General features: G+C 70.1%; 19 protein-coding genes. 8 read left to right on the top strand and 11 right to left on the bottom strand.

Translation table 11 applies throughout. From position 1 onward, the window contains the following. Positions 1–22: 22 nt before the first annotated feature. Positions 23–580, bottom strand: a complete 558-nt coding sequence (locus tag ACIPC1_RS09525; RefSeq protein WP_402514962.1) for a MarR family winged helix-turn-helix transcriptional regulator — start codon at positions 578–580, stop codon at positions 23–25. A 194-nt stretch (positions 581–774) separates the two neighbouring features. Here ACIPC1_RS09525 and ACIPC1_RS09520 point away from each other — a divergent pair, with 194 nt between their 5' ends. Both ACIPC1_RS09520 and ACIPC1_RS09515 read left to right on the top strand, forming a co-directional pair. Continuing rightward, complete coding sequence (locus ACIPC1_RS09520) at positions 775–1,326, top strand: YceI family protein (protein WP_402514960.1); 552 nt, start codon at positions 775–777, stop codon at positions 1,324–1,326. Positions 1,327–1,468: 142 nt separating this feature from the next. Then, positions 1,469–2,005, top strand: coding sequence for an NUDIX hydrolase family protein (locus ACIPC1_RS09515; RefSeq protein ID WP_384382832.1), 537 nt, complete (start codon positions 1,469–1,471; stop codon positions 2,003–2,005). Positions 2,006–2,057: 52 nt separating this feature from the next. On the opposite strand, the gene ACIPC1_RS09510 is transcribed toward ACIPC1_RS09515, so the two are convergent. The 3 genes from ACIPC1_RS09510 to ACIPC1_RS09500 all read right to left on the bottom strand — a co-directional run bounded on the left by ACIPC1_RS09510 (position 2,058) and on the right by ACIPC1_RS09500 (position 6,121). Further along, positions 2,058–3,872 (bottom strand): ABC transporter ATP-binding protein, encoded by a 1,815-nt coding sequence (locus ACIPC1_RS09510; RefSeq protein WP_402514958.1) that lies wholly within the window; start codon positions 3,870–3,872, stop codon positions 2,058–2,060. A gap of 524 nt (positions 3,873–4,396) precedes the next feature. Beyond that, positions 4,397–4,519, bottom strand: a complete 123-nt coding sequence (locus tag ACIPC1_RS09505) for a hypothetical protein (protein ID WP_402514956.1) — start codon at positions 4,517–4,519, stop codon at positions 4,397–4,399. Between the two features lie 264 nt (positions 4,520–4,783). Continuing rightward, entirely contained in the window at positions 4,784–6,121 is a 1,338-nt protein-coding gene (locus ACIPC1_RS09500) for a hypothetical protein (RefSeq protein ID WP_402514953.1), read from the bottom strand. Positions 6,122–6,234: 113 nt separating this feature from the next. On the opposite strand from ACIPC1_RS09500, the gene ACIPC1_RS09495 reads away from it, so the two are divergent. Beyond that, complete coding sequence (locus ACIPC1_RS09495) at positions 6,235–7,467, top strand: molybdopterin-dependent oxidoreductase (RefSeq protein ID WP_402514951.1); 1,233 nt, start codon at positions 6,235–6,237, stop codon at positions 7,465–7,467. A gap of 334 nt (positions 7,468–7,801) precedes the next feature. On the opposite strand, the gene ACIPC1_RS09490 is transcribed toward ACIPC1_RS09495, so the two are convergent. The 3 genes from ACIPC1_RS09490 to ACIPC1_RS09480 are packed head-to-tail and all read right to left on the bottom strand — an operon-like array spanning position 7,802 to position 10,013. After that, complete coding sequence (locus ACIPC1_RS09490; protein WP_402514949.1) at positions 7,802–8,626, bottom strand: class I SAM-dependent methyltransferase; 825 nt, start codon at positions 8,624–8,626, stop codon at positions 7,802–7,804. Between the two features lie 38 nt (positions 8,627–8,664). Further along, positions 8,665–9,282: a DUF2064 domain-containing protein gene (locus ACIPC1_RS09485; RefSeq protein WP_402514948.1), complete on the bottom strand. Its 618-nt coding sequence runs from the start codon at positions 9,280–9,282 to the stop codon at positions 8,665–8,667. After that, the gene (locus ACIPC1_RS09480; RefSeq protein WP_402514945.1) at positions 9,279–10,013 is read right to left on the bottom strand and encodes a glycosyltransferase family 2 protein; all 735 of its coding nucleotides are present in this window, start codon (positions 10,011–10,013) and stop codon (positions 9,279–9,281) included. Before ACIPC1_RS09480 ends, ACIPC1_RS09485 begins: the two co-directional genes overlap by 4 nt. Positions 10,014–10,124: 111 nt before the next feature. On the opposite strand from ACIPC1_RS09480, the gene ACIPC1_RS09475 reads away from it, so the two are divergent. Both ACIPC1_RS09475 and ACIPC1_RS09470 read left to right on the top strand, forming a co-directional pair. Then, the gene (locus ACIPC1_RS09475) at positions 10,125–10,898 is read left to right on the top strand and encodes a response regulator transcription factor (protein ID WP_402514943.1); all 774 of its coding nucleotides are present in this window, start codon (positions 10,125–10,127) and stop codon (positions 10,896–10,898) included. Between the two features lie 229 nt (positions 10,899–11,127). Further along, positions 11,128–12,240: a sensor histidine kinase gene (locus tag ACIPC1_RS09470; RefSeq protein ID WP_402514941.1), complete on the top strand. Its 1,113-nt coding sequence runs from the start codon at positions 11,128–11,130 to the stop codon at positions 12,238–12,240. A 21-nt stretch (positions 12,241–12,261) separates the two neighbouring features. Here the strand turns inward: ACIPC1_RS09470 and ACIPC1_RS09465 are convergent, their stop codons facing one another. After that, positions 12,262–13,257: an NAD-dependent epimerase/dehydratase family protein gene (locus ACIPC1_RS09465; RefSeq protein ID WP_402514938.1), complete on the bottom strand. Its 996-nt coding sequence runs from the start codon at positions 13,255–13,257 to the stop codon at positions 12,262–12,264. A 499-nt stretch (positions 13,258–13,756) separates the two neighbouring features. Between ACIPC1_RS09465 and ACIPC1_RS09460 the strand changes: the two genes are divergently transcribed. Both ACIPC1_RS09460 and ACIPC1_RS09455 read left to right on the top strand, forming a co-directional pair. Beyond that, positions 13,757–16,597: a carbohydrate-binding protein gene (locus ACIPC1_RS09460; protein WP_402514936.1), complete on the top strand. Its 2,841-nt coding sequence runs from the start codon at positions 13,757–13,759 to the stop codon at positions 16,595–16,597. Positions 16,598–16,599: 2 nt separating this feature from the next. Then, positions 16,600–18,762 (top strand): ThuA domain-containing protein, encoded by a 2,163-nt coding sequence (locus ACIPC1_RS09455; RefSeq protein WP_402514934.1) that lies wholly within the window; start codon positions 16,600–16,602, stop codon positions 18,760–18,762. Between the two features lie 517 nt (positions 18,763–19,279). Here the strand turns inward: ACIPC1_RS09455 and ACIPC1_RS09450 are convergent. After that, on the bottom strand, positions 19,280–22,045 hold the full coding sequence (locus ACIPC1_RS09450; protein WP_402514932.1) for a glycosyl hydrolase family 95 catalytic domain-containing protein: 2,766 nt from the start codon (positions 22,043–22,045) through the stop codon (positions 19,280–19,282). A gap of 290 nt (positions 22,046–22,335) precedes the next feature. On the opposite strand from ACIPC1_RS09450, the gene ACIPC1_RS09445 reads away from it, so the two are divergent. Beyond that, the gene (locus ACIPC1_RS09445) at positions 22,336–22,731 is read left to right on the top strand and encodes an ANTAR domain-containing protein (RefSeq protein ID WP_402514930.1); all 396 of its coding nucleotides are present in this window, start codon (positions 22,336–22,338) and stop codon (positions 22,729–22,731) included. Between the two features lie 525 nt (positions 22,732–23,256). On the opposite strand, the gene ACIPC1_RS09440 is transcribed toward ACIPC1_RS09445, so the two are convergent. Together ACIPC1_RS09440 and ACIPC1_RS09435 are read right to left on the bottom strand one after the other, a co-directional pair. Beyond that, positions 23,257–24,090 carry a DUF1206 domain-containing protein gene (locus ACIPC1_RS09440; RefSeq protein ID WP_402514928.1) on the bottom strand — a complete coding sequence of 278 codons (834 nt, stop codon included), beginning with the start codon at positions 24,088–24,090 and terminating at the stop codon, positions 23,257–23,259. 164 nt (positions 24,091–24,254) lie between these two features. Next, positions 24,255–25,115: a ribonuclease BN gene (locus tag ACIPC1_RS09435; RefSeq protein WP_402514925.1), complete on the bottom strand. Its 861-nt coding sequence runs from the start codon at positions 25,113–25,115 to the stop codon at positions 24,255–24,257. Positions 25,116–25,833 lie beyond the last annotated feature (718 nt).

Raw genomic sequence — 25,833 nt, 5'->3', positions numbered from 1 at the left:
GAGCCCGACGGGAGGCCTGGTGTCAGCAGTCCCCCGCCACCGCGCCTCCGGTGCACGGATCGCCCCCGAGCCCCAGCGTGGCGAAGGCGCCGGTGAACGACGCGAAGCCCTTCTCACCCAGCGGTTCCACCACGCGGCGGCGCACCGAGTCGGCGAACACCCTGGCCGCGGCCGTGGCGGTCTCGCGGCCCTGCGGCGTGAGCGCGGCGTACGTCACCCTGCGGTCCGAACTCGACGGCCGGCGCTCGACGAGTCCGGCGTCGGCCAGCTTGTCGACCACGCCGGTCGTCCCGGCCGTGGAGAAACCGAGCGTCTGGGCGACCAGTCGCATCGGGGCCGCCTGCTCCGGAGTGGTGGCCAGGAAGCACAGCACTTCGAGCAATGACGGCGGCAGACCGATCTCGCGTTGCGCGTCCCCGAGGAGCTGGTCCGACAGCTCCCGGAATACGGTCGCCAGAGAGTTCCAGCGCTGGAGCAGTTCCGCCTCCTCGGCGCTGGGGGACCCGGCCGCACCTGCGCTGGGGCACTCCATCGAGGCAGCCCACTCCACCCGCCCCGCAGCTTGCTGCGACTCCCCCATGCACTGACTCCCGTCCACCGATCCACATCCCTGACCCGCTTGCCGAGGATACCCCGCCCAGCTACTATCTCGCTAACTACCTAATAGCTGACAACATATTGAGTCTTCAAGCGGATAGGCGAAAACAGGGCGAGTGCTCTGCGCCTGGATCACCGCGGATTCCCCCGGATCACTCACGAAAGGCCCGACCGATCATGTCCAACACCACTTCGAACTCCCACACCTCCGGTTCACTGACGGACGTCGGTCCGGGCCGCTGGACGCTCGACCCGGCCGGCACGTCGGTCCACATCCAGAACAAGACGCTGGGGGGCCTCATCAACGTCAAGGGCACCTTCACCAAGGTCAGCGGCGAAGGCGAGGCGCTCGCCGGGGGCGGTGCGCACGGCAGCATCACGATCGACGCCACCTCCGTGGACACCAAGAACACCAAGCGTGACGTGCACCTGCGCTCCGCGGACTTCTTCGACGTCGACAAGCACCCCTCGTTCGTCTTCACCGCCACCGACGTCACCCCGGTCGGCGACGGCACCGCCCAGATCACCGGCGAGCTGACGGTGCTCGGCAAGAGCAGCGCGGTCTCCTTCACCGCGGAAGCCTCCGAGATCTCGCCGGACGCCGTCACCCTCACCGCCGAAGTCCCGGTGGACCGCAGGGAGTTCGGCATGGCCGTGAAGCAGGCCTTGGTGATCAGGCCCGTGACTCTCGTCACGCTCACCGCGCGCTTCGTACGCCAGTCCTCCTGACGCCCGCTTCGCACACAGGTGCGCGCGGCTGATAGGGGACCCTGCTCCACGGCTCGGAAGTGGTGCGAGTCACGGTCGACTTGGAGGGTCTGACCTGGAGCGGCGCGCACCAAGCGGGAGTCATGGAAAGTACGATCAACGAATGGCTGACACGACCGAAACCACGCCCGGCTGGCTGAGTACCGACGATCTCGAGCTGGCGCGCGCACGTATGCCGATCCTCTACGTCGAGGCCGTGCCGGTGCGCGTCGACGACAACGGCGAGGTGACCAGCATCGGACTGCTGCTGCGCATCGGCCCGGAGGGGACGGTGAGCCGCGCCCTCGTCTCCGGCCGGGTGCTGCACCACGAGCGGGTCCGGGACGCCCTCATGCGTCATCTGGAGAAGGACCTCGGCCCGGTGGCACTGCCACGGGTCCCGGCCTCCCCGCAGCCCTTCACGGTCGCGGAGTACTTCCCGACGCAGGGGACGACACCCTTCCACGACCCCCGCCAGCACGCGGTGTCGCTCGCCTACATCGTGCCGGTGGCCGGCGACTGCCGCCCCCGGCAGGACGCTCTCGACCTGGTCTGGTTCAGCCCGGAGGAGGCTTCCTCGCCCGTCGTCCAGAACGAGATGCCGGGCGGACAGGGAGTCCTCCTCAAGCAGGCCCTCGCGCACGTCGGCTGCCTGTCCTGACCGAGGTCGTTCGGACCGCGGTCACCCGTGGAGTGACCCCGCATGCGCTGCTTCAGTGCAGGTCCGCGCGCGCGGGGCTGTCGTCGAGGAAGCCGCCCGACTGGTGCTGCCACAGCTTCGCGTAGGCGCCTTCCGACACGAGAAGCTCCTGGTGGGTGCCCTGCTCGACGATCCGTCCGCGGTCGAGGACGACGAGCTGGTCCATGGTGGCGACCGTGCTCAGCCTGTGCGCCACCACAAGCGCCGTCCGGCCTTCCATGAGCCGCCACAGCGCCTCCTGGACGAGGACCTCGCTCTCGGAGTCCAGGGCGCTGGTCGCCTCGTCGAGCAGCAGGATCGGCGCGTCGCGCAGGATCGCCCGGGCGAGGGCGACCCGCTGGCGCTGCCCGCCGGACAGCTTCACACCGCGCTCGCCCACCATGGTGTCGAATCCGTCCGGCAGCACGTCGGCGAACTCCGTGACGTGCGCCGCCTCGGCCGCGCGGCGGATCTCGGCGTCGGTGGCGTCCGGCCGGGCGAACGCGATGTTGTCCCGCAGCGAGCGGTGGAACATCGCGGGGTCCTGCGGCACGTAGGCGGTCAGGCTGCGCAGGTCCGCCTGGCGCAGCCTGCTGATGTCCTGCCCCCCGATCAGGATCCGGCCGCCGTGGATGTCCGTCATCCGCAGCAGCAGCCGGGTAAGCGTGGTCTTGCCTCCGCCGGACCGGCCGACGAGACCGATCCTCGCTCCGCTGGGCACGGTCAGGTCGAGTCCCTCGAAGAGCGGTGCCGCACCCGCGTGAGCGAAGGTCACCTCTTCGAAACGGACGTCGGCGGCCCGGGACCGCAGCGGCTCAGGCGATGCCGGGTCGAGCACGGTCGGCGGCATCAGCAGCAGTTCGGTGAACTGTGCGGCCTCCGTCATCGAGCTCTCCACGCGACGGTAGATCTGGTTGAACTCGAACATGATCCGCGTCGCGTTGGTGTAGTACATGAAGGCGACCACGACCGACTCGACGCCGTTGGCGCCCCCGCCGAGCGCGACCGCGAGCAGCAGTCCCAGCGCGTTGGTCAGTACGGACATCGGTGCGACCAGGGTGTCGATGCGCAGGTTGCCGTAGTCCCAGGACCTCAGTGTGAGCCGACGCGACACCGCGACGCGTGACCGGTGCTCGGCGGCCTCGTGCTCCTCCGCGGCGAACGCCCGGACGGTGTCCATGTTCATCAGGCTGTCGGCGACGTGCCCCGACACCCGGGCGATCGCCTCCTCACGCTGGTCGACCAGGGCCTGGCGGCGCCGGATGAGGGGCACCACGCACAGCGCCGTCAGCGCGATCATCACCAACAGCCCTACGACGAGCAGCGGTTCGTACAGCCACAGCACCACCGATCCGAATACCAGCGGCACGAAGCTGCCCACGATCTGGAACGTCATCGTGTCGACGAAGGCCTCGAAGCGGGAGGCAAAGCTCAGCACCCGCTTGGTCAGCGATCCTGCAAAGTTGTCGTGGAAGAACGCGGCGTCCTTGGCGAACAGCTCGTCCATGCCGATCACATACAGGTGCTCGATGCCGAGGGCGTCGACGCGGTTCAGGCAGTGCAGGCCGATGCGCCACAACGTCTCCGCGAGGAGCAGGACACCGGCGAAGGCAAGGACGTAGGGCAGGGTCGAGCCGATGGCGATGTCGGTGTCGTCGGCGATTTCGCCGACGAGCTTCGCGATGATCAGCGGCGCGATGTAGTTGATGCCGATGTTGCCCAGCGCCGGCAGCAGCAGCGCGGGCGCCGTCAGCCGTCGGAGCCGGGCCAGCTCGCGTCCGTAATAACGAAGCGCGAGGAGTACCGGGCCCTTGCCCGGTAAAGCCTCACGCGATTCAGTCGTTGCCATCCCCACCTCGCTCGGACCGGTGCCCGAGGGACGGGGCACGACGACGGAGCCTCCGCGCGGCTCTCGGCGACGCCGATGTGCGAGTACGGGCAGGCCAGGACTCGAATTGTCCTGCGACACCGACTGCGGAGTCCAAGCGTTTTTCTCAGCCAACGGTGCGTCAGCCGACGGCACTTGGGACAGGCAGCACCGTCGTGATCGAACCGGGCGAGCCGACCCCGCTCACCGGGAAACGGTTCATGGACGAGGTCGGTGGGGTGCCGCACGCTCTCGTCCACGGCGATCGGCACCGGGCTGAGGTCGGGCGGCCGGCGGAATCCTTCTGTGCCGTTGGCGGGAAGGGCTGTTCAGACGCCGCAACTTCGAGCGGGGCGAGGCGGAACCCGGAGTCCTGGGTGCCCGCCTGGTTGGCGTCGACGATCGGGCGGGCGTCGGGGGCAGCCTCGCGTACGGCCGGCCACTCGGGCGGCTTCCCCGGCCTCGTCCTGTCCGGGCGTGAGCCCTGTTCCGAGCTTGAAGTGGCGCTACCCGTGGGCCTGCCCCGCGGCGACGGATTCGGCGAGGGCGCCCGCGTCGGCTCCGCCGGCGATCCAGCAGAGTTCGACCGTGTCGCCGGCACCTGCCCCACAGCTCGCCTCGAACGTCACCGGCCTCGTGCACGTCGCCGCCCGTGCGCCCGAGGCCCCAGAGGATTACACCGCCCTCGCCCACCCCCCAGTCGGCGCCCGGCCCGTCGAGGCCGCCCGAACTCGAAGGTTTCCTCGCCCCGCGCATGCGCGCCAAGACCGTCGAGCTCGACTCAAAACACCTGCCGACCGGCACGCACCCCGATGCGATCGCGCAGCTGATCCTGGACGCCGCCGCCCACATAGCCCCCGGATCCTGGCCCGGACACTGCCCGCGGGCCGCTCTCACCAGCCGGTCAGCAGAAGGTGGTTGAGGAGCAGGGCGAGAGCGACCTGTGCAGTGAGCCAGGCGCGGGGACGGGTCAGGAACGCGCAGGCCGGCAGCAGCCACACCACGAACGGCAGCCAGATGCGTTCCGTCTCCGCCTTGCTCATGCCGGAGAGGTCGGCGACGAGGAGGGCGAGCAGGGCGGCGAGGACGAGCAGGGCGAGACGAGATCCGGGAGCGGGTGCGCGGAGGCGGGCACGGACGTCCTCGCGCACCGGGGCCGCGCCGGCCCGCCGCAGGCCCGCCACCGTCGCCGGGCCCGCGATCAGCACCGTGCACGCGAGGTTCGCCCACACCCAGTACCCGTACGGCCGGACGCCGCCGGCCCCTTGGTAGTAGCGGGTCACCAACAGGCGGTACGCCTCCCACCAGTCGAAGCCGGCGAAGGTGAACACGATCGGGACGACGAGGGCCCCGGCGACCACGTACGGGAGGGGACGCAGCCGCCGCGTACCGAGCAGCAGGACGGCCACGGCGATGACCGCGATCAGCGTCAGCCCGTACGAGAGATACATCGTGAGGCCGAGGAGGAGCCCGGAGGCTAGGCCGGTCGCCCGCGGCCGGTGCCCCGTGACCGCGAGGGCGAGGAACGCGAGGGCCCAGGCGGCGACCGCGGCGAAGTACCCGTCCGCGGAGGTCCCCATCCAGACGGCGGCCGGGGCCAGGACAAGGAAGGGCGCGGCGCGGCGGGCGAGCGCCTCGCCGGACAGCGTTCGTACGGTGACGAGCACCGCGACCGCCGCCGTCGCTCCGACGGTGATGCACCAGACGCCCGCCCAGGCCCCGCCGCCGAGCCCGATCCGGTCGAGCAGGACGAAGGTGAGGGTGGCCGCCGGGGGGTGTCCGGCGACGTGCGCGGGCCAGTGGTCGGGGGATCCGATCAGGATGTGGTGCGTGAAGTCCCGCAGGGTGTGCGGGATGTCGTGGAAGCGGTCGATGACCTGGAGGTACTCGTACCTGGTCGTCAGCCGCTGGGCGATCCCGCGCTGCCAGCCGTCGACGAGGGCGAGGGAGAACGTCCACGCCAGGCCGGTGCCCCACATGCTGAGCAGCAGCGCGCGCCAGGGCAGCCGGGCGGCGACGAGCGGGCCGTAGGCGACGACCGCGACGGCCACCACGATCGCGGCCGGGGTGCCGGGGCCGACGTGCGGATCCCACCGCGAGTACAGCGGCGGCCAGCCGACGTGGAGTGTGCCGTCGCGGTGCTCGACGGCGGTGCCGACCAGCGCGGCGGCCAGCACGAGGAGTGCGGCGGCAAGGGCCGCGGACAGGTCACGGAGAAGATCGCGGTTCACACCAGCACGTTAGGGCGGGGTCCGGTCTCCGCGGCCCCCACCAGGGCGAACGTCAGAGTTTCGTCATGGTTCACGGACCCTTTCGTGGGCTGTCCCGCACCTACGGTCGAGGCATGTCACGGTCCCCGTCCTCCCCCGCATTCTGGCGCAGTCCGCTGCGCGGCCCCTGGTTCACCTCCGTGCTGGGCGTCGTCCTGCTCGGCGGGATCACGCTGCTGTTCGTGACGGGTCTCCTGTCGTACGCCGCCTACAACCCGGGCCTGTCCGGGGTGAACGACATGACCCCGGACAAGGGTCTGCTCGGCCTCTATCTCTTCTCCTGGCCGACCGATCCGCACTGGCTGTACCGGCTCACGCAGGGCGTCCACGTCACGCTCGGCATCACCCTGATCCCCGTACTGCTGGCGAAGCTGTGGTCGGTCGTGCCGAAGCTGTTCGCGCTGCCGCCCGCCCGGTCCCTCGCGCACGCGCTGGAGCGGATCTCACTGCTTCTGCTGGTCGGAGGCGCCCTGTTCGAGTTCATCACGGGCGTACTGAACGTCCAGCTCGACTACCTCTTCCCGGGCTCCTTCTACTCGCTGCACTTCTACGGAGCCTGGGTGTTCTTCGCGGCGTTCCTGACGCACGCGGTGCTGAAGATGCCGACAGCCCTACGCAACCTGCGCCGGATGCGGGAGGAACACCCTTCGGAGGACGGGGAGTTGGTGTCCCCGGATCCGGCCGAGCCCACCGTCTCGCGGCGTGGCGCCCTCGGCTTCGTCGGCGGCGGATCGCTGCTGCTGTTCGCCACGACGGCGGGCCGGAGCTTCGACGGGCCGCTGCGGGAAACGGCCCTGCTGACGCCGCACGGCGGCCCTGAACCGGGTTCCGGGCCCGGCGCGTTCCAGATCAACAAGACGGCCCGGTCACGCGGGATCAGCGCGACGGAGACGAGCGAGGAGGCCTGGCGGCTGGTCGTCGAGGGGCACGGCCGGACGGTCCGCCTGAGCCGGGCCGATCTACTCCACCTCCCTTTGCACAGCGCCGCGTTGCCCATCGCCTGCGTGGAGGGCTGGTCAACCTCCGACCAGATGTGGCAGGGGGTGCGGCTGCGGGATCTGGCGCGGCTCGTGGGCTATGAGCAGGCACCCGACGTCCTGGTGGAGTCACTCCAGCGGCACGGGGCTTTCCGCCGCGCTGCGCTGCGTGACAACCAGGTGCGCGACCCGGATTCGCTGCTCGCCCTGTTCGTCAACGGCGCGCCGCTCGCCCCCGACCACGGGTACCCGGCGCGGATCATCGTCCCCGCGGCACCCGGCGTGCTCAACACCAAGTGGGTTGCCCGGCTGACGTTCGGAAACCTGTGAGGAGAACTGAGATGCGGCAACGGTTCAAGGTGAATGTCATCGGCAGTCCGCTGCAACTCCTGCTGCTCGCCTGCTCGTTCGCGCTCGCCGGTTACGCGGGAGTGCGGCTGCTCGCGGGCGACTGGTTCGGGGTTGCCCTGTGGTTCGTGGGTGCGGCGTTGGTGCACGACCTGGTGCTGCTGCCGCTGTACGCGGGGGCGGACCGGGCACTGTCAGGAGCGCTGGGAGCGGTCGGCCGCCGGGAGTGGACGGTATTCGTCCGGGTGCCGGCGGCGCTCTCCGGACTCCTGCTGCTGGTGTGGTTTCCGCTGATCAGCGGGCAGGTGGCGGACCACTACCGATCCGCGACCACCCTGTCGGGCGACGGGTTCCTGTCCCGCTGGCTGCTGATCACGGCCGCGCTGTTCGGCGGCTCCGCGGTACTGCTGGTGCTGCGGTTGCGCAGGGCGACGAAGGAACGGCCGCCCGCCTCCCACTGACCGTCCGGGCGCCAGCCCGCGCGCACCGCGTGCCTCAGCAGGGCCGGCGTACCGAGACGGGCCCAGGGGAAACCCGGACCGGCGGCGCCGAGGGCGTCGGTGACGCGGACGACATGGACGTGGACGCGTTCGTCGACGTCCACGTCCGGGACCGCCTCGACGATCAACAGACCTCCGGGGGCGAGGAGTTGGGACATCCGGAGGAGCAGAGCGGCCGGGTCACCGCCGATGCCGACGTTGCCGTCGATGAGGAGGGCCGTGTCCCACCGGCCCTCACCGGGAAGCGGTTCGAAGACGGACCCGCACAACGCCTGCCCGCCCAGCCGCACGGTGTGCGCGACGGCCGCCTCGCTGACGTCGATGCCGAGCGCGGGCCGGCCCCGCGCCGCGAGCTCGGCGACGAGCCGCCCCGGCCCGCACCCCACGTCGAGCACGGCGCCTTCACAGCGCCGCAGGGCCTCCAGATCGGCCGCGTCGGCACGTGCGCACCAGCGCTCGACGTCCAGGGGGAGCAACCAGCCGTCGGGGCGGCGGAGGTAGAGGGGACCCTGGCCCGTACGGAGTGCGTCGGAGTACGGGTCGGCCGACCAGGCGGTGGACGGACTCGCAGCTCTGTCGGGCGCTTGGGCGCGAGCCCGTTCAGGCTGGGAGCGGAGTCCCCCACCGACGGGAACAGGCATGCGTCCAACGGGCGCGGCGTGAGCGCCGGCTCCTGCGCTCATCGGCGGCTCACCGCCCGCACCCGTGCCAGCTCCGCGGCGAACCGGCCCTGCGGTGCCAGCGCCGCGACCGCCTCCGCGTCGGACGCGGTGTCGACGTCCCGTAGCCGGGGCAGATCACGTACCCGCAGACCCGCAGCGGTCAGCCGGTCCCGCTGTACGGCGCCCGTGATCGGCGTCGACATCGCTACACCGCGCAGCAGTTCGGGGTCAGGAACGGCGAGGCCCAGCGCCCAGAAGCCGCCGTCCTCGGCGGGTCCGAAGTACGCGTCGCAGTCGGCGAAGTCCACGGTGAGCAGTGCGGGCGTCACCTGAGGCGTGTCCATGCCGATCAGCAGCGTGGGCTCTTCGCAGCCCGCGAAAGCGGCGGCCAGCCGCTCGTCCAGACCTCCCGCGCACTGCGGTACGACGTCGAAGCCGGGCGGCAGCCACGGGCCGGGCGTGCCGTCGAGCACCAGTACGCGGCGCCGCGCGGGCGTCGCCGCCACCGTACGCAGGGTGTCCGCGAGGGCCGCCTCGGCGAGCAGTGCCGCTTCCCGGGGTGTGAACGGCGGCGTGAGCCGGGTCTTCACCCGCCCCGGTCGCGGCTCCTTGGCGATGACGAGCAGGGTGCTCACTGGGCGTTTCCTCCTGGAGAGGTGGCGGGCGCCTTGACCGGCGCCGGTGGTTCGGCCAGAACGCGGCGCATGTCCCGTACCGCCTGCCAGCTGCCGCGCCAGGTGCCGGTGACCTTGGAGGTGCCGGTGCGCGGCAGGTACGGCACGTCGCGCTCGGTGACGCGCCAGCCGGCGTCGGCGGCACGGAGGACCATCTGGAGGGGATAGCCGCTGCGGCGGTCCGTGAGGGCGAGGTCGAGCAGCGGTGCGCGGCGGGCGGCCCGGAGCGGGCCGAGGTCGTGGAGGCGTAGCCCCGTGCGGCGGCGCATCAGCCGGGCCAGCGCGAGGTTGGCCGCCCGGGCGTGCGCGGGCCAGGCGCTCCGGCCCTGCGGGCGGCGCCGCCCGAGCACAAGGTCCGCGTCGCCGTCCCGTAGCTCGCGTACGAAGGGGACGAGCAGGGACGGGTCGAGCGAGGCGTCGCAGTCGCAGAAGCACACGAAGTCCGCGGTGGCGGCGGTCAGTCCGGCGTGGCAGGCGGCACCGAACCCGCGGCGCGTCTCACGTACGACGGTCGCGCCGAGGCTGCGGGCCAGTTCGGCCGAGCCGTCCGTGGACCCGTTGTCCACGACCAGCGCGCGCCAGCCCGGCGGGATGCGGGCGAGTACCCAGGGCAGGGCCGCGGCCTCGTTCAGACAGGGGAGGACCACGTCGACTTGCGGGTCCTTGGCGGGAAGGGCGGGATGTGCGGTCACGGCTTCACCCTACGAACGCGAAAGGGGCATATCGGGCTTGGCCTCCTTACGAAACACGGACGTCGAGCCGCGCCCGCGGCACGGGGGCGGGGCCGGTGGGAGGCTGGACGCATGCAGCAGCCGTACGAATCCGCAGGTACCGGGCGTGTGCCGAGCGGGCAGGAGGACACGGCCCCGGGTGGGTCCGGGGCCACGACGCGCGTTCTCGTCGTCGACGACGATCCGACCGTCGCCGAGGTCGTCTCCGGCTACCTCGACCGCGCGGGGTACGTCGTGGACCGTGCCGCCGACGGGCCCGCCGCGCTCGCCCGGGCCGCCGCGCACTGGCCGGACATGGTGGTGCTGGATCTGATGCTGCCGGGGATGGACGGCCTTGAGGTGTGCCGGCGCTTGCGGGCGCACGGTCCCGTGCCCGTCATCATGCTCACCGCCCGCGGCGACGAGGACGACCGGATCCTGGGCCTGGAGGTCGGCGCCGACGACTACGTCACGAAGCCGTTCAGCCCCCGGGAACTGGTGCTCCGGGTGGAGTCGGTCCTGCGCCGCGCGCGGCCTGCCACCGGCGCCCGCCCCCTCCACGCGGCCGGTCTCACCGTGGACCCTGCGGCCCGCCGTGCCACCAAGAACGGTGAGGAACTCGCCCTCACCATCCGTGAGTTCGACCTCCTCGCCTTCTTCCTCCGCCATTCCGGCCGGGCCTTCAGCCGCGAGGACCTGATGCGCGAGGTCTGGGGCTGGGACTTCGGCGACCTGTCGACGGTCACGGTCCACGTACGCCGGCTTCGGGGGAAGGTCGAGGACGACCCTGCGAGGCCCCGGCTGATCCACACGGTGTGGGGCGTCGGCTACCGCTTCGACGGCACACCACGCGAAGAGGCGGTCTGACGATGCGCGGCACCACACCACGCGAAGAGGCGGTCCGACCATGCGCGGCACGACACCCCCCGAAGGGACGGCCTGACCATGCACGGCACGACACCCCGCAAGGAGGCGGTCTGACCATGCTCGACACCACGCTCCACAAAAGGGCGGCCTGACCATGCTCGACACAACACCCCTCGAAGAAATGGTCTGACCATGCTCGACGCGACACCCTTCGAAGAGATGGCCTGACATGCGCGACATGCTGCTCATCGCCCTCTACGCCTTCCTCGGCGCCGCCGCGGCCGGGCTGTTCGGCGCGGGTGCGCTCCGGCTGGTCCGGCGGCGGTCGCTGACCGCGTCCCTCGCCGTCGTGGCCGTCGTGGCCGTGGCCGCGATGCTCGCCGGGACGCTGGCCGTGGCCTGGGCGATGTTCCTGTCCTCGCACGACCTGACCGTGGTGACGACGGTCGTCGCGATGGCGGCCGTCGTGTCCCTGGCGACCGCCCTCCTCCTCGGCCGCTGGGTCGTCTCCCGCAGCCGGGCGCTCACCCTCGCCGCCCGCTCCTTCGGCGACGACGGCGACTTCGCGGCCCCCGAGGGCCCCGCCATTGCCGAACTCACCGCGTTGAGCCGGGAGTTGGCGGCCACCAGCGCCAAGCTCGCCGAGTCCCGTACCCGTGAGCGCGCCTTGGAGACCTCGCGCCGCGAACTCGTGGCGTGGATCTCGCACGACCTGCGCACCCCGCTCGCCGGGCTGCGCGCGATGTCGGAGGCCCTGGAGGACGGCGTCGCGGCCGACCCGAACCGCTACCTCCGCCAGATCCGCACCGAGGTCGAACGCCTCAACGACATGGTCGGCGACCTTTTCGAACTGTCCCGCATACACGCCGGGACACTCGCCCTCTCCCCCTCCCGGATGTCGCTGTACGACCTTGTCGGCGACGCCCTCGCAGGAGCGCACCCGCTCGCCCGCGAACTCGGTGTACGGCTGGTCGGCGACCGGATCGAACCGGTGCCCATCGAGGTGGACGGCAAGGAGATGAGCCGCGTCCTGGGCAATCTGCTGGTCAACGCGATCCGGCGGACGCCCGCCGACGGCACGGTCGCGGTCGCGGCCGAGCGGTCGGACGAGGGTGTCGTGCTGTCCGTCACCGACGGCTGCGGAGGCATCCCGGAAGAAGACCTCCCGCGTGTCTTCGACACCGGCTGGCGAGGCACGCACGCGCGGACACCTCCCGCGGGCGCGGGGCTCGGGCTCGCGATCGTCCGGGGCATCGTGGAGGCCCACCGGGGACAGGCCGCCGTGCACAACGTCCCCGGCGGCTGCCGCTTCGAGGTCACGCTCCCCACGGCCGAGGCCTGAGCGGAGGCATCCTGCGAAGGGCTACTCCCCTCGCAGCTTCGCCGACGCGAACTCCCGCATTCCCTCGGCGAACCCGACCTCGGCCTTCCAGCCCAGCTCGGCCCGCAGCCGGGACGAGTCGGCCGTGATGTGGCGCACGTCGCCGAGCCGGTACTCCCCGGTCACGACGGGGTCGGGCCCGCCGTACGCGGAGGCCAGAGCGCGCGCCATCTCGCCGACCGTGTGCGGCTCCCCGCTCCCGGTGTTGTACGCCGTCGACGCCCCCTCCCGGGGCTCGGCCTCCAGCGCGGCCACGTTGGCCGCCGCCACATCCCGTACGTGCACGAAGTCCCGTCGCTGGCCGCCGTCCTCGAAGACACGTGGGGCCTCGCCGCGGGCGAGCGCGGACCGGAAGAAGGAGGCGACACCCGCGTACGGGGTGTCGCGCGGCATCCCGGGCCCGTACACGTTGTGGTAGCGCAGCGACACCGCCGAACCGCCCGTGGACCGTGCCCACGCGGCCGCCAGATGTTCCTGGGCCAGCTTGGTCGTCGCGTACACGTTCCGCGGGTCGACCGGAGCGTCCTCACCGACAAGGCCGGACGTCAACTGCTCACCGCAGCGCGGACACCGGGGCTCGAAACGCCCCGCGTCCAGATCGGCGACGGCCCGGGGCCCGGGCCGCACCGTCCCGTGCCACTCACACGCGTACGCGCCCTCGCCGTACACCACCATCGACCCCGCGAGCACCAGCCGCCGTACCCCCGCGTCGGCCATCGCGGCGAGCAGCACCGCCGTACCGAGGTCGTTGTGGGACACGTACTCGGCGGCGTCGCCGAAGTCCTTCCCCAGCCCGACCATCGCTGCGTGGTGGCACACGGCGTCGACGCCCGGCAGGGCGGACGCGACCGCCTCGGCGTCGCGTACGTCGGAGCCGTGGCGCAGGTCGTACCCGACCGGCTCGTGCCCCCGCGCGATCAGTGCCTCGACGACATGGGACCCGATGAACCCGGCTCCGCCGGTGACCAGTACTCGCATGGGCGAAAGGCTAGGACCACAAGGGCACCGTGCGGCGGCACCGGACGGTCACGTCACGAGTCCGTAAGGCCCCTGCGAACCCGGCCGGTCGTCGGCGGCGCACTCGGCCGCGTGTCTTCCCTCATGAAAATCCATCGCTTTTATTTACGTCAACAGGCGTGCGCTCTACAGTGCCGTGAGGTGCGGGGACGACGGGACGAAACGGTCGATCACTCCCGGGACAGCGGCGCACAGCCCGCCACTTGAGGTCCGTAAGGCCAGTACTTGAGGTTCGTAAGTCCAGAAGATGGACATACGGGACGGAGTTTTGACAGGCGCTTGACAAACTCGGCGCGCTTCACGAGTATGCAAAACATCAGCAGATGACTGCAAATATCGAATTGCAGTACGCAATTACTGATCGCCTCCAGTTCGCATCCCAGTACGGCTGATGCACGCGGCAAGCGCGGCCGGAACGCGCCCATGCCTGACAACCCGCACGTCAGGAAGGAAACCCCCCATGTCTCGGCGCCCTCGCGCAGGGCTGAGAATGCTCACTGCGCTCGCACTCATCCTGGCCGGAGCCGCCACGGCGGCGCCCTCGGCCACCGCGTTACCGGCAGATCTCCCGCCGGCCGACTACCAACAGGTGCAACTCGCCTCGGGAGCAGCCGAGATGGGCGAGCCGATGTCGCTGACCGTGCTCCCCGACCGGTCCGTCCTGCACACCGCGCGCGACGGCACGATCCGCTACACCGACGCCGCGGGCAACACCAAGCAGGCCGCCAAGCTGGACGTCTACACGCATGACGAGGAGGGGTTGCAGGGCATCGCGGCCGACCCCGGATTCGCCACCAACCGGTACGTCTACGTGTACTACTCGCCCAAGCTCAGCACCCCCGCGGGCGACGCCCCGACCACCGGAACCGCCGCCGACTTCGAGCCCTGGAAAGGGCACCTGAACCTGTCCCGCTTCACCCTGAAGACCGACGGCACCCTCGACACGGCCGGCGAGAAGGTCGTCCTGGAAGTCGCCAACGACCGCGGGCAGTGCTGCCACGTCGGCGGCGACATCGACTTCGACGCGGCCGGGAACCTCTACCTGACCACGGGCGACGACACCAACCCGTTCGACTCCACCGGCTACGCGCCGCTCGACGAACGCACCGACCGCAACCCGCAGTTCGACGCGCAGCGCAGCTCCGGCAACACCAACGACCTGCGCGGCAAGCTGCTCCGTATCAAGCCGACCGCCGACGGCGGCTACACCGTCCCCACCGGTAACCTCTTCGCGCCCGGCACCGCGAACACCCGCCCCGAGATCTACGCGATGGGCTTCCGCAACCCGTTCCGGATGTCCGTCGACCGTGCCACCGGAGTCGTCTACCTCGGCGACTACGGCCCGGACGCGGGCACCACCGACGCGAGCCGCGGCCCGGGCGGCCAGGTCGAGTTCGACCGCATCACCGCGCCCGGCAACTTCGGCTGGCCGTACTGCACCGGCACCAACACCACCGGTGAGACCTACAACGAGTACACCTTCCCGAGCGGCCCCTCCGGCGACAAGTACGACTGCGCGGGCGGTCCCGCCAACAACTCCTTCCGCAACACCGGCCAGGCCCAACTGCCCCCGGCGAAGCCGAGTTGGATCAAGTACGGGCTCGACGGCTCGCCTCCCGAGTTCGGCACCGGCTCCGAGTCGCCCATGGGCGGCGATGTCTACCGCTACGACCCGAACCTGGACTCGGCGGTCAAGTTCCCGGAGTCCCTCGACGGCCGGTTCTTCGCCGCCGAGTATGGACGGCAGTGGATCAAGGCCATCGAGGTCAAGAGCGACGGTTCGTACGGCACGATCGAGGACGTTCCCTGGGACGGCACCCAGGTCATCGACAGCGACTTCGGACCCGACGGCGCGCTGTACGTCCTGGACTACGGGACCGGGAGCGACAACCAGGCCCTGTACCGCATCGAGTACATCGCGGGCAGCAACCGCAACCCGGTCGCCCGGGCATCCGCCGACAAGACCTCCGGCGGGCTGCCGCTGACCGTGCAGTTCTCCTCGCAGGGCAGCTCCGACCCCGAGGGTCAACAGCTCACCTACTCCTGGGACTTCGGTGACGGCTCGACGTCCACCGAGGCCAACCCCAGTCACACGTACACGACCGCGGGCACCTATCAGCCCACCCTCACGGTCAAGGACCCCGAGGGTCTCACCGGCACCGCCAGCCTGGTGGTGACCGCCGGGAACACCGCCCCGACGGTCACGCTCCAACAGCCCCTGGACGGACAGCTGTTCTCCTTCGGTGACACCGTCCCCTTCAGGATCCAGGTCAGCGACCCCGAGGACGGCACGATCGACTGCTCCAAGGTGAAGCTCACCTATCTCCTCGGCCACGACAGCCACACCCACGCCATCACCTCCACCACCGGCTGCACGGGCACCCTCACCGTCCCCGCCGACGGCGAACACGACAGCGCCGCCAACCTGTATGGCGTCTTCGACGCGGAGTACACCGACTCCGCCGGTCTGACCACGCACTCCACGCGCACCCTGCAACCCCGCCATCGTCAGGCCGAGCACTTCTCCGCCCAGTCGGGCATCCAGATCGCCGGGCACGGCGCGGCAGCCGAGGGCGGCAACACGGTCGGCTTCACCGACGACGGCGACTGGATCTCCTTCGAGCCGTACGCGCTCACCGGGGCCAACCGCTTCTCCGCCCGCGTCGCCTCCGGCGGGGCAGGCGGCACCGTCGAAATCCGCACGGGGTCCACGACCGGCACGCTGCTCGGCACGGTGACCGTGCCGGTGACCGGTGGCTGGGAGACGTACACGGACGTCTCGACCTCGCTGTCCGCGATCCCCTCCGGCAGCACCGAACTGTTCCTCGTCTTCCACGGTCCCAGCGGGCAGGGGAACCTCTTCGACGTCGACGCGTTCACCTTCAGCACCAGCGCCCCGACGTACACGACGTGGGAGGGCGAGTCCTACAGCTCCGGCTCCGGCGTGCAGTCCGCCGCCCACACGCCGGCCAGTGGCGGACAGACCCTCGGCTATATCGACAGCGGCGACTGGGCCGGATACGCCTCCGTGCCCACCGCGGGCGCCACTTCCTTCTCCGCCAAGGTCTCCTCGGCCGCCGCGGGCGGCACCATCCAGGTCCGCTCCGGTTCACAGACCGGGGCGGTGCTCGGTTCGGTGACCGTATCGGCAACCGGCGGCTGGGAGACCTTCGCCACCGTGAACACCACCCTCAACGGCACCGGAACCGGGCCGCTGTTCCTCACCTTCACCGGGGGCGGCGGATACCTCTTCGACATCGACACCTTCACACTCGGCGCCTCGGCGCTGAAGGGGCGCTGACCATGACCACCCTGATGCGGCGACTGCGCCGCGGCCCGGCGTTCCTCGCCATGGCACTGACCTGCGCACTGCTGACCCCCTTCGGCCAGGCCCAGGCGGCCGCCGACCGGCAGGCCGCGCCCTTCGACGTCCTCGTGTTCTCCAAGACCACCGGCTTCCGGCACGACGCGATCCCGGCCGGCATCAGCGCCCTGCAAACCCTGGGCCAGGAGAACGACTTCACCGTCACCGCCACCGAGGACGCCGCCGCCTTCACCACCGCCAACCTGTCCGGCTACGAGGCGGTGGTGTTCCTCAGCACCACCGGCGACGTCCTGGACGCCTCCCAGCAGACCGCCTTCCAGTCCTACGTCGACTCCGGCGGCGGCTACTTCGGGGTACACGCGGCCGCCGACACCGAGTACGACTGGCCCTACTACGGCCAACTCGTCGGCGCCTACTTCCAGAGCCACCCCGCGATCCAGCAGGCCACGGTCAAGAACGAGGACCGGGGCCATCCGGCGACCGCGCATCTGGACGCCACCTGGACGCGCACCGACGAGCTGTACAACTACCGCACGAATCCACGTCCCAACGTCCGCGTCCTGCAGACCCTGGACGAAACCACCTACACCGGCGGCTCGATGGGCGCCGACCACCCCATCACCTGGTGCCACAACCAGGGTGCGGGCCGCTCCTTCTACACCGGCCTCGGCCACACGATCGAGTCCTACAGCGACCCGGCCTTCCGTTCCCTGCTGCTCGGCGCCGTGCGCTACACGGCCGGCCAGGTCGCGGCCGACTGCTCCGCGGCACCCACCACCGGACCGGTCGAGGCCGAGTCCTTCACATCGGGCTCCGGCGTACAGGCCGCGGCCCACACACCGGCCAGCGGCGGACAGACGCTCGGCTACATCGACAACGGCGACTGGGCCGGATACGCCTCCGTGCCCACCGCGGGCGCCACTTCCTTCTCCGCCAAGGTCTCCTCGGCGGGCGCGGGCGGCACCATCGAGGTCCGCTCAGGATCGGCCACCGGCACGCTGCTCGGCTCGGTGACGGCGCCGGTGACCGGCGGATGGGAAACCTTCACGACGGTCTCGACGACCCTGACCGCCACCGCCTCCGGCCCGCTGTTCCTGAGATTCACCGGCGGGAGCGGATCCCTTTTCGACATCGACACCTTCACGCTCGGCGCCGAGCCCGCGTCCAGTGAGCTGTCCCCGAACGTGCACCTCTTCTACTACCCCTGGTACGGCAGCCCGGCCGTCAACGGCAGCTGGCGGCACTGGCAGCAGGGCGGCCGCACCCCGCCCGAGGACATCGGCGCCGACTTCTACCCGGCGCTTGGCCCCTACGACTCCGCCGACTACGCGGGCGCGGTGGCGCAGCACATGAAGTGGGTCGCCCAGTCCGGTGCCGGTGTCATCGTCTACAGCTGGTGGGGCCAGGGCGGTTACGAGGATCAGCTCGCCCGGGGTGTGCTCGACGCGGCGCAGAAGGAAGGCGTCAAGGTGGCCTGGCACCTGGAGCCGTACTCCGGCCGCACCGCCGCCTCAACCGTCGCCGACATCCAGTACATCAACAGCACCTACGGCAGCCATCCGGCCTTCTACCGCTCCGCCGAGCACGGTGACAAGGGGGCGTTCTACGTCTTCCAGAGCCTGAACATCACCGACTGGGCGGCACTCGACCAGGTCACCGGCACCAGCATCGTGCTCGCTCAGACCACCGACACCACCAAGATCGCGCACTTCTCCGGCCTCTACACCTACGACGGCATCGCGGGCGCCACCGCTCCCGGCTGGAAGCAGGCCGGCGACTACGCCCGCGCGAACAACCTGATCTGGGCCCCGTCCGTCGCTCCCGGTTACCTCGACGACCGCGCGGTGCCCGGCAACACGACACCCACCGTCGAGCGGGCCGGCGGTGCGGCGTACGACAGGCAGTGGTCCAACGCCCTCGACCCCGCGATCGGCGGCTCGCCGACCTGGGTGTCGGTCACCTCCTTCAACGAATGGCACGAAGGGAGTTCCATCGAACCGGCCGACTCCACCCCGCCCGCGGGCCAGGGCTACCAGACGTACGACGGCGCCTACGGCCTGACCGGCGAGGCGGCGCAGACGGCCTACCTGGACCGCACCGCCTACTGGGTGGGCCTCTTCCAGACGGCGCTGCGCGACTGAGACGGGAGCGCCTCCTGGACAGCGGCGTTCCGGGCAGGGCGCCCGCTCCCGGCACGGGCCGGGGGCGGGCGCCCTGCGACCTTCGTGGCTGACGACCGCGCCCGTTGTCGTCAGCCTCCACTGTGCTGCTCGACCTGCTGGGCACCGTCGTGACCCCGTATAGCGAACCCACTCCCCTGGCCGCCGGGGCTGGGTTCGACACCGGCCGGATCCTGGACCTGGGCATCGCAGGCCCGGGACCGCTCGCTCGGGACCGCTCGCCCGGGACCAGGAGCTGGTCGTCGACCCGCCCGAACTGCCGGGCGGGGGAAGCGTTCCGCTGCGCTCGCGGCTCACCGTCGGAACCGGAATCCCCACGCTGCTCGACAAGGACGTCATCGCCACCGCGGTCGGTGGGCACGGCAGTCGGCGCCGCCTGCCTCGTGCTACAGCCGGGGAGCCTGCTGCCGCACTGGCGTGAAGTCAGGAACACGAACGGCGGGCACGTGGCCCGCCGTCCGCTCGTAAGTGCGTGGGTTCAGTTGGTGATGAGGTCGAAGGACTCCCAGAGACCGATCGCGGTGCGATTGGCGATCAGTGGCGCGGCGCCGGTGTTGTCGGCACAGACGTACATGCCGTTCGCCTGTGCTTTGAGGCTGATCGTGCCGTTGGAGTTCTTGGTCTCCTGGAAGGTCTCCCAGGGGCCGATCGCATCACGGTTGGCGATCAGTGGCTCGGCACCCGCGTTCTCGGCGGTGACGTACTTGCCGTTCGCCCGCGACTTGAGGGCGATGTTCCCGTTGCCGAGGTCCACCCGGTCGAACGCCTCCGCGTTGCCCACCGCCGTGCGGTTGGCGATGAGCGGCGAGGCGCCCGCGTCGGCGGCGGAGACGTACAGGTTGTTGGCGCGCGAGAGGAGGCTGACCGTGCCGGACGGGGCTGTCGAGGTCCGCAGGCCCAGGGTGGAGGCGGTGCCGCTGAGGGTCTTCGCGTCCTGGTTGGCGGTGCCGGTCAGCCGGGTCGAGGTGTACGAGGACAGCGGCTTGGCGGTGCGCTCGACCACGTAGACCGTGTTGGCGGCCGTGGCGAAGGTGACCTCGGCGCCGGAACCGGTGGTGAGGATCGCCCCGTCCGACACCCTGCGGACCTGCACCTGCTGCCCGCTCCACGGGTTGACCAGCGTCGCCTGCTTGCCGTAGAGGCTCTTCACGCCGACGTACTTGACCTCGCCGGCCTCACGCTCGGAGCTGACCTGGAAGCCGTCCTTGGCCAGCAGCGTGAACTTGCCGACGAAGGACGAATCGGCGGGCACGGCCGGGAACACCCGGATCTTGCCGTTGTAGCTCTGCAGGAGTGACTCGTTGAGCGCCGTCAGGTGCACGCCGAGGTATTCGAAGACGCCGTTGGTGTTGTTGGTCATGCCGTTGGGGTAGTTCTGGTACTTCTGCAGCATGGTCTTCATGCCCTGGTAGGCCTGGTCGCCCAGGCCCAACCGGGCCGCCTGCACGGCGTCGTTGGACCACACGTTGCCGTAGGGGAAGGGCCGCTGGTTCCAGGTGTTGACCGCCGTCTGCTGGTCGGGGTAGCCGATGCCCGTCAGGTCGTAGGGCCAGATCAACTCGGCCGAGACGTTCTCGTTGTTCCTGGTCTGGGAGATGGGCGGCTGATGCGGCTGGTAGACACCGTCCGAGACGACGTACGGCGTCAGGTGGTCCAGCACGTCCTGCCAGGTCGCGCGCAACCCCGCGTCGACGCCCAGCTGCTGGCTGACCTGGATCGCCAGCGGGAACATGCTGCGTACGGCGGCCAGGTCGGTGATCGCGTCCTGGACATTCCAGTACGTCTCGTGGGAGTTGGAGTTGGCCATGTGGTAAAGGCCGGTGGCAGCGTCGCGGGTCAGCATGGCCGAGTAGAACTTGGCAGTCTCCCGCATGAACGGATAGGCCACGTTCTGGAGGTAGTTGGTGTCATTGGTGTACCGGTAGCGCGTGTACATGCTGTAGGCGGCTTCGTAGCCGGTGGACAGGACGTTCTTGGTGTAGTCGCTGTTGATCGTGCCGCGCGCGTTGCCGTCCCAGCCCATGGTCTCCGGCACCCACAGACCGTCCACGCCGTACCGCGTCTGGGTGTACGCCTTCAGCGCGGCGTAGTTCCGGTTGTACAGGTTGTTGTGCCGGTCGATGAGGTCGGTGTGGTTGGAGGCGAAGAATGACAGGTAGACGTCTCTCTGGTTCCAGTACCAATAGGCGTTGCTCCACTTGCTGTTGTCCTGCGTCGCCCGGAAGACGCCGTTGATGAAATGGGACGGGTAGTTGCCGAAGCCGCCCGCCGCGATCATGTAGGTGGACAGGTAGTAGACGTTCTCCAGGTAGTCGGCGTCACCGGAAAGGCCCGAGTACTGCACGAACGACTTGGCCCAGAACGCGTGCCACCAGTTCTTGTAGTTGGTCAACGTGGTGCTGTAGCCGGTGGACTTGACCGAGCTCAGCTGACTGCGGGCCTGGGCCACCGAGTCGTGGTTCGGGGCGTTGATCCGGCTCGCGGCCGTGAACCAGATGGTGTAGCTGGAGGTGGGGGTGATGGTCACCCGAACCGTCCGTGAGTCGACCACCTGCGTGGTGAATGCGGCGCCCTCCACGGTGGCCGCCAGCGTGTACCCGAAACCGTTCGGGTCCGCCTGACCGCGGCTCAGCCCCGCGACGCTCGCGTCGGCGAAGGTGGAGATCGTCTTCCAGGTGTTCAGGTCGGGCACGTCGGCGATGTTGGTGACGGTGGCCGGGTCCCACATGCTCAGGTTGAAGGACACACTGGACACCCCGCTGCGCGAGTCGTCCACGTGGATGCCCATCACCTCCGAGTTGGGCGAGCCCATGACGGTCACGGTCCGGTTGGCGTCGTACCTGGTCACCAACGTGCCGTCGTACAGCGACAAACGCTGCTGGTAGGTGGAGTAGCCGGTGTCCATCGCCGGGCTGGTGGTGAGGTTCACCAGCCCCGCCGCGTACGCCGACTGCTCGGACAGGTCGACTCCGGACGTCTGCATCGTCAGGCCGTTCTGGCTCCAAGCCATCCCGCCGGTACGGCCGTTGCCCACGGGCAGACCGTACGCGGCATTGGTGTTGGGCTTGTTGTAGACGATGTCGTGCTTGGCCAGATAGCTCGCGTAGTCGACGTTCAGCGCACCGCTGGTCTGACTGAACGCGGCGTCCGTCGTCGAGGCGAGCGCCGGAGTGGCGGTTCCGCCGGCCAACAGCCCCCCAAGGAGCGCGAGTAGCGGCAACGACCGCAGGAGTCTCATCACCATGAACACCCTTTCGGCGTACTGAGGCGCGCGAATTCCCGCACGGCGAAAGCGGAATGGGGTTGTCATGCGCATTTAACAATGGTCGTTTTCCCGCGTCAAGGGTCGTGGTGCGAATCCGTTAACCGAGCCGGGCCGGGCGGGCAGAACCGTGTTCGGAAAAGCCGAATTGGAAAATAAGGAGCCTGACAGAACGCCATCCCTTTTCCAGGTCAGTGAATGAGTTCACGCCCGACGTCACGTGCCGCATTCCCCGCGTGGTCACCCCGGCGTTCTGTCGGCGGCCTTCCGACGTGTCGATCGGGGCGATCAGCCCAGGAGTTCTCGACCTGTACGCCAACGTGCCGACCCTGCTGAGCGCGGAGGAGCTGGCCGACGCACTGGCCTTCGCCGATCTCGCGACGCTCCTCCCGCTCGACGCGCGGATCGACGAGACAGGAGCGGCAGCCGGCGGACCGGTGCCGGACCACGACTTCGAGGACCTGGGCGACCACCGGGCGGAGATCGACCAGGCCACCGGCGTGCTGACGGCCCAACCCGGCGTCGGCATCGACGAAGCCTTCGTCCGGCTCCGCGCCTACGCCCACATGCAGGGACGCCGACTCGCAGACGTCGCCTCCGACATCGTGGCCCGTCGGCTCCGCTTCTCCCCGGACTCGGAGCCGGGCCGGGCCGACGAGGAGACCTGATGCGCCGGTGACATTCGATGAACGGGCCGTACTTCCCGCCCTTCCCCGGCGGGAAGGATCCCCATCGAGGGTGCCGCCGATGATCGTCCCCGACCTGACCCGGGAGGTCGCCCGCCGGCCGCGCTTCGTCACGGCGGCCCACCCCACGTCGGCTCCGTAGCGGTCCAGGCTCCGCCCACGCGGCTGCGGGACGAGACCGTCGGCGCCCTGAACCTGTTCCACACCGCACCCGGCCCCTTCGACCCGGCGGACACACTCATCGCCCAGGCCCTGGCCGACGTAGCCGCCATCAGCCTGTTACAGCAACGCTCCGGTCAACGCAGCACTGCGCGGCCACGCCCGAGCCCACAGCCCACAACCGCCGTCCGTCCGACCTGGCCCGCGCCTTCATCGACAACTCCGAACTCCTCCCGGGCCTGGTGCACTGACAGCGATGGCGGAGCGGTGGCTGAGCAGTGGCGACCAGCCCGAGAGCAAGTGTGAACCAGTCAGTAGTCGTCCGGCAGGTCGGGCTCGGGTCGCCGTTCACAGACGGCGCCAGCGCGCCGAGGCGAAGGAGAAGACGCCGAAGAGGATCAGCCCGATCGCAACGGCAACCAAGAGCCATGGCCCCATCGGTGTCTGTGTGAAGCTACGCAGCGTTGCGTCCACGCCCTTGGCCTCGTCCGGGTCGAAGCGGATGGCTGCCACCAGGATGAAGATCCCCGCCGCGGCGAACACCAGGCCGCGTGCCACGCCCCCGCCGACACCCAGACCGGTGACGACCTGCTTCGTACGGTGGCTCATGGCGCCGGTGTTGAGCTGCCGCAGGAATCGCCGCATCGCTGCCCGGACGGCGAGCACCGCACCGATGCCGATCAGCAGGCAGCCCCCGGCGCCCACCAGTACCTGGCCGTACGGCAATTCGAGCACCGATGCCGTCCAGTCCTGCGACTGCGAGTTGCCGCTGGAGCCCTGGCCGCCCCCCGCGGCATACGTCGCCGTGGCCCAGCAGACGGCGGCGTAGAAGACCGCCCTTCCGCCGTCAAGGGCTCGCGAGGCGGCCTTGCGCCGAGGCCCCCTGCCCCCGACCGCGCGGGACCCCCGCCACAACGCCATGCAGCCAAAGCCGACCACCATCGCCCACAGCATCACCTTCCCGAACGGCTGTGCCGCCACCTGGGCAAGTGCGCCCTGCCGGTCGGCCGCCTCCTCGCCGCTGCCGAGGGCGATCTGAATGGCAAGGGCGCCGATCAGGACGTAGACGACGCCCCGCGCGACAAATCCCGCTCGTCCTGCGGCAGTCAGCGTCTCGTTCTGGGTGGTACGGGCCGCGGATTTCGCGGACCGGCCACGCCCTTGTGCGTGAGACGAGGTCATGATGTCCTCCCCATGGCGTGGGCGCGCGGTACGCGTCCACCGCTCTCCAGTGCCCCCGGCACGGGATTTGATACCTGGCAGTCGAGGAGCGACGGCCGGAGCCGAACGGACCGGAACGGGCCGCTCGTCGGCTCGGTCACCAGGCACCAGACATCGGTCATCGGTCATCGGTCATCGGTTGGTCGTATCCGCCGGGTCCGCTGTTTCACCACCTTTGTCACGCCGGGGAGTTCCTCGTGCACGAGGCGGCCCACCAGCGCACCGCCGAAGACGACGACCCCGACGCCGACCAGCCAGGACTGGACGACGAGGACGGTTCCGAAGGGACCGTAGGCGACGGCACTGGAGGCGATCAGCGGTGAGAAGACGAGACGGGAGAAGACCCGCAGACCGAGCAGTCCGACCGCCGTGGCCACCGCGCCGGGCAGCAGGGCGCTCCACGCGACCCGCCCGCCGAGCAGCACCCGCTGCGACCACCAGAAGAACAGGACAGCGCTCAGCGCAGCGCCGAGCGTGCCCGCCGGAGAATGGCGCCACAGCGTGGTGGTGGCGGTCAGGTAGAGAGTGCCGACGAGCACGCCGAGCCACAACACGTGGCGCCATCTTGCGTACCAGCGGGCCGAGGGCAGCTCCCAGACCTTCTCGTAGCCGGTCTGCACGGCCGCCCCGAAGGTCAGCCCGAAGACGGCGAGGGCGGCGAGCCCGAAGGCGGTCGTGGTCTCCAGCACCTGACCGGGCCGGGCGAACAACAGCCCGATCTGACCCTTGGCGGCCCTCGACACGCCGAGTCCGTCCCCCAGCCACTGCGCGAACCCCCGTCCGTGCTGCGGATCCGCCGCGGAGACAACGATCAGCAGGGGCACCAGTGTGAGGAATCCGAGCGCCGAAAATCCCAGCGACCTCGGCCCCAGTTCGATCTCTCGGCTCCGCCGCCATCCACGCTCGATCGGCGAGTCGCGGATCAGTCGGCCCAGCCGTACCGACACAGACGATCGGTGCGCGGCGCCGGAAGGCTTCTTCGGCATGCACGTCGATTATCACACCCCGCGAGGACCCGTCACTGGCACCGGAGGAACGGAAACGGTTGATCGTGGAGCCTCCTTCACCAGCTGACGATGGTGGGTCGCACTCCCGGTCCTCGGTGTGGGAGCTGCCCCAGTGCACGCCGCATCGGCCAGGCGAGCAGTGCATGGCATCGGCCTCTTTACGGTCTCCGCGCGTCCGGAGCGGCCGAAGGCGCTTCCGGAACCTCTGGATGCCTGGCTGTCAGGGCCAGTTCATCGGTCACCCGCGGCGTTCGCGGTCCCGTCGGTCCTCGCGCCTCCAGCGCGCCCGGTGCTGACGGCTGCCAGGTCCACGCACCGCAGGCCCTGAACCGCCGCCGTACAACCGACCCTGTATGTAGGGACAAGGCACCCTCGCAGAACAGCCTCGCGCCCTACCGTGCAACCCCGGCAGGAACAGGACGCCGATCGCCGGACAGGGGGACGTCGGAGCCGCCCTGTCACCGCCGTGTAAACATCCTGCTGCTCCTCACCGCGGCCAACCGCCGGACCAGCCTCCCGACTATGCTGAACGTGGACGTCCCGGACCTCGGCGAGCCACGACTGCTTGGCTCACATGCCTGCACAGAGCGGATCATTCGTCCGCTCGCCCCGCACATCGCATGCCCAAGGGAACCGGCTGCGTCCCACCCCCGGAACATCGGCTGCAGGATCGGCCATTCACCTGCCTGCCCGCCAG

Source organism: Streptomyces sp. NPDC087263 (assembly GCF_044744645.1).
Classification (GTDB): domain Bacteria; phylum Actinomycetota; class Actinomycetes; order Streptomycetales; family Streptomycetaceae; genus Streptomyces.
The sequence above is the reverse complement of the archived record's forward strand: the minus strand, read 5'-3'. Positions and strand labels throughout refer to the sequence as shown.

Excerpts from the sequence above, each read along its gene's own strand:
- ACIPC1_RS09525 (WP_402514962.1), bottom strand. The coding sequence starts at position 580 with ATGGGGGAGTCGCAGCAAGCTGCGGGGCGGGTGGAGTGGGCTGCCTCG.
- ACIPC1_RS09520 (WP_402514960.1), top strand. The coding sequence starts at position 775 with ATGTCCAACACCACTTCGAACTCCCACACCTCCGGTTCACTGACGGAC.
- ACIPC1_RS09515 (WP_384382832.1), top strand. The coding sequence starts at position 1,469 with ATGGCTGACACGACCGAAACCACGCCCGGCTGGCTGAGTACCGACGAT.
- ACIPC1_RS09510 (WP_402514958.1), bottom strand. The coding sequence starts at position 3,872 with ATGGCAACGACTGAATCGCGTGAGGCTTTACCGGGCAAGGGCCCGGTA.
- ACIPC1_RS09495 (WP_402514951.1), top strand. The coding sequence starts at position 6,235 with ATGTCACGGTCCCCGTCCTCCCCCGCATTCTGGCGCAGTCCGCTGCGC.
- ACIPC1_RS09490 (WP_402514949.1), bottom strand. The coding sequence starts at position 8,626 with ATGCCTGTTCCCGTCGGTGGGGGACTCCGCTCCCAGCCTGAACGGGCT.
- ACIPC1_RS09475 (WP_402514943.1), top strand. The coding sequence starts at position 10,125 with ATGCAGCAGCCGTACGAATCCGCAGGTACCGGGCGTGTGCCGAGCGGG.
- ACIPC1_RS09470 (WP_402514941.1), top strand. The coding sequence starts at position 11,128 with ATGCGCGACATGCTGCTCATCGCCCTCTACGCCTTCCTCGGCGCCGCC.
- ACIPC1_RS09465 (WP_402514938.1), bottom strand. The coding sequence starts at position 13,257 with ATGCGAGTACTGGTCACCGGCGGAGCCGGGTTCATCGGGTCCCATGTC.
- ACIPC1_RS09460 (WP_402514936.1), top strand. The coding sequence starts at position 13,757 with ATGTCTCGGCGCCCTCGCGCAGGGCTGAGAATGCTCACTGCGCTCGCA.
- ACIPC1_RS09455 (WP_402514934.1), top strand. The coding sequence starts at position 16,600 with ATGACCACCCTGATGCGGCGACTGCGCCGCGGCCCGGCGTTCCTCGCC.
- ACIPC1_RS09450 (WP_402514932.1), bottom strand. The coding sequence starts at position 22,045 with ATGGTGATGAGACTCCTGCGGTCGTTGCCGCTACTCGCGCTCCTTGGG.
- ACIPC1_RS09440 (WP_402514928.1), bottom strand. The coding sequence starts at position 24,090 with ATGACCTCGTCTCACGCACAAGGGCGTGGCCGGTCCGCGAAATCCGCG.
- ACIPC1_RS09435 (WP_402514925.1), bottom strand. The coding sequence starts at position 25,115 with ATGCCGAAGAAGCCTTCCGGCGCCGCGCACCGATCGTCTGTGTCGGTA.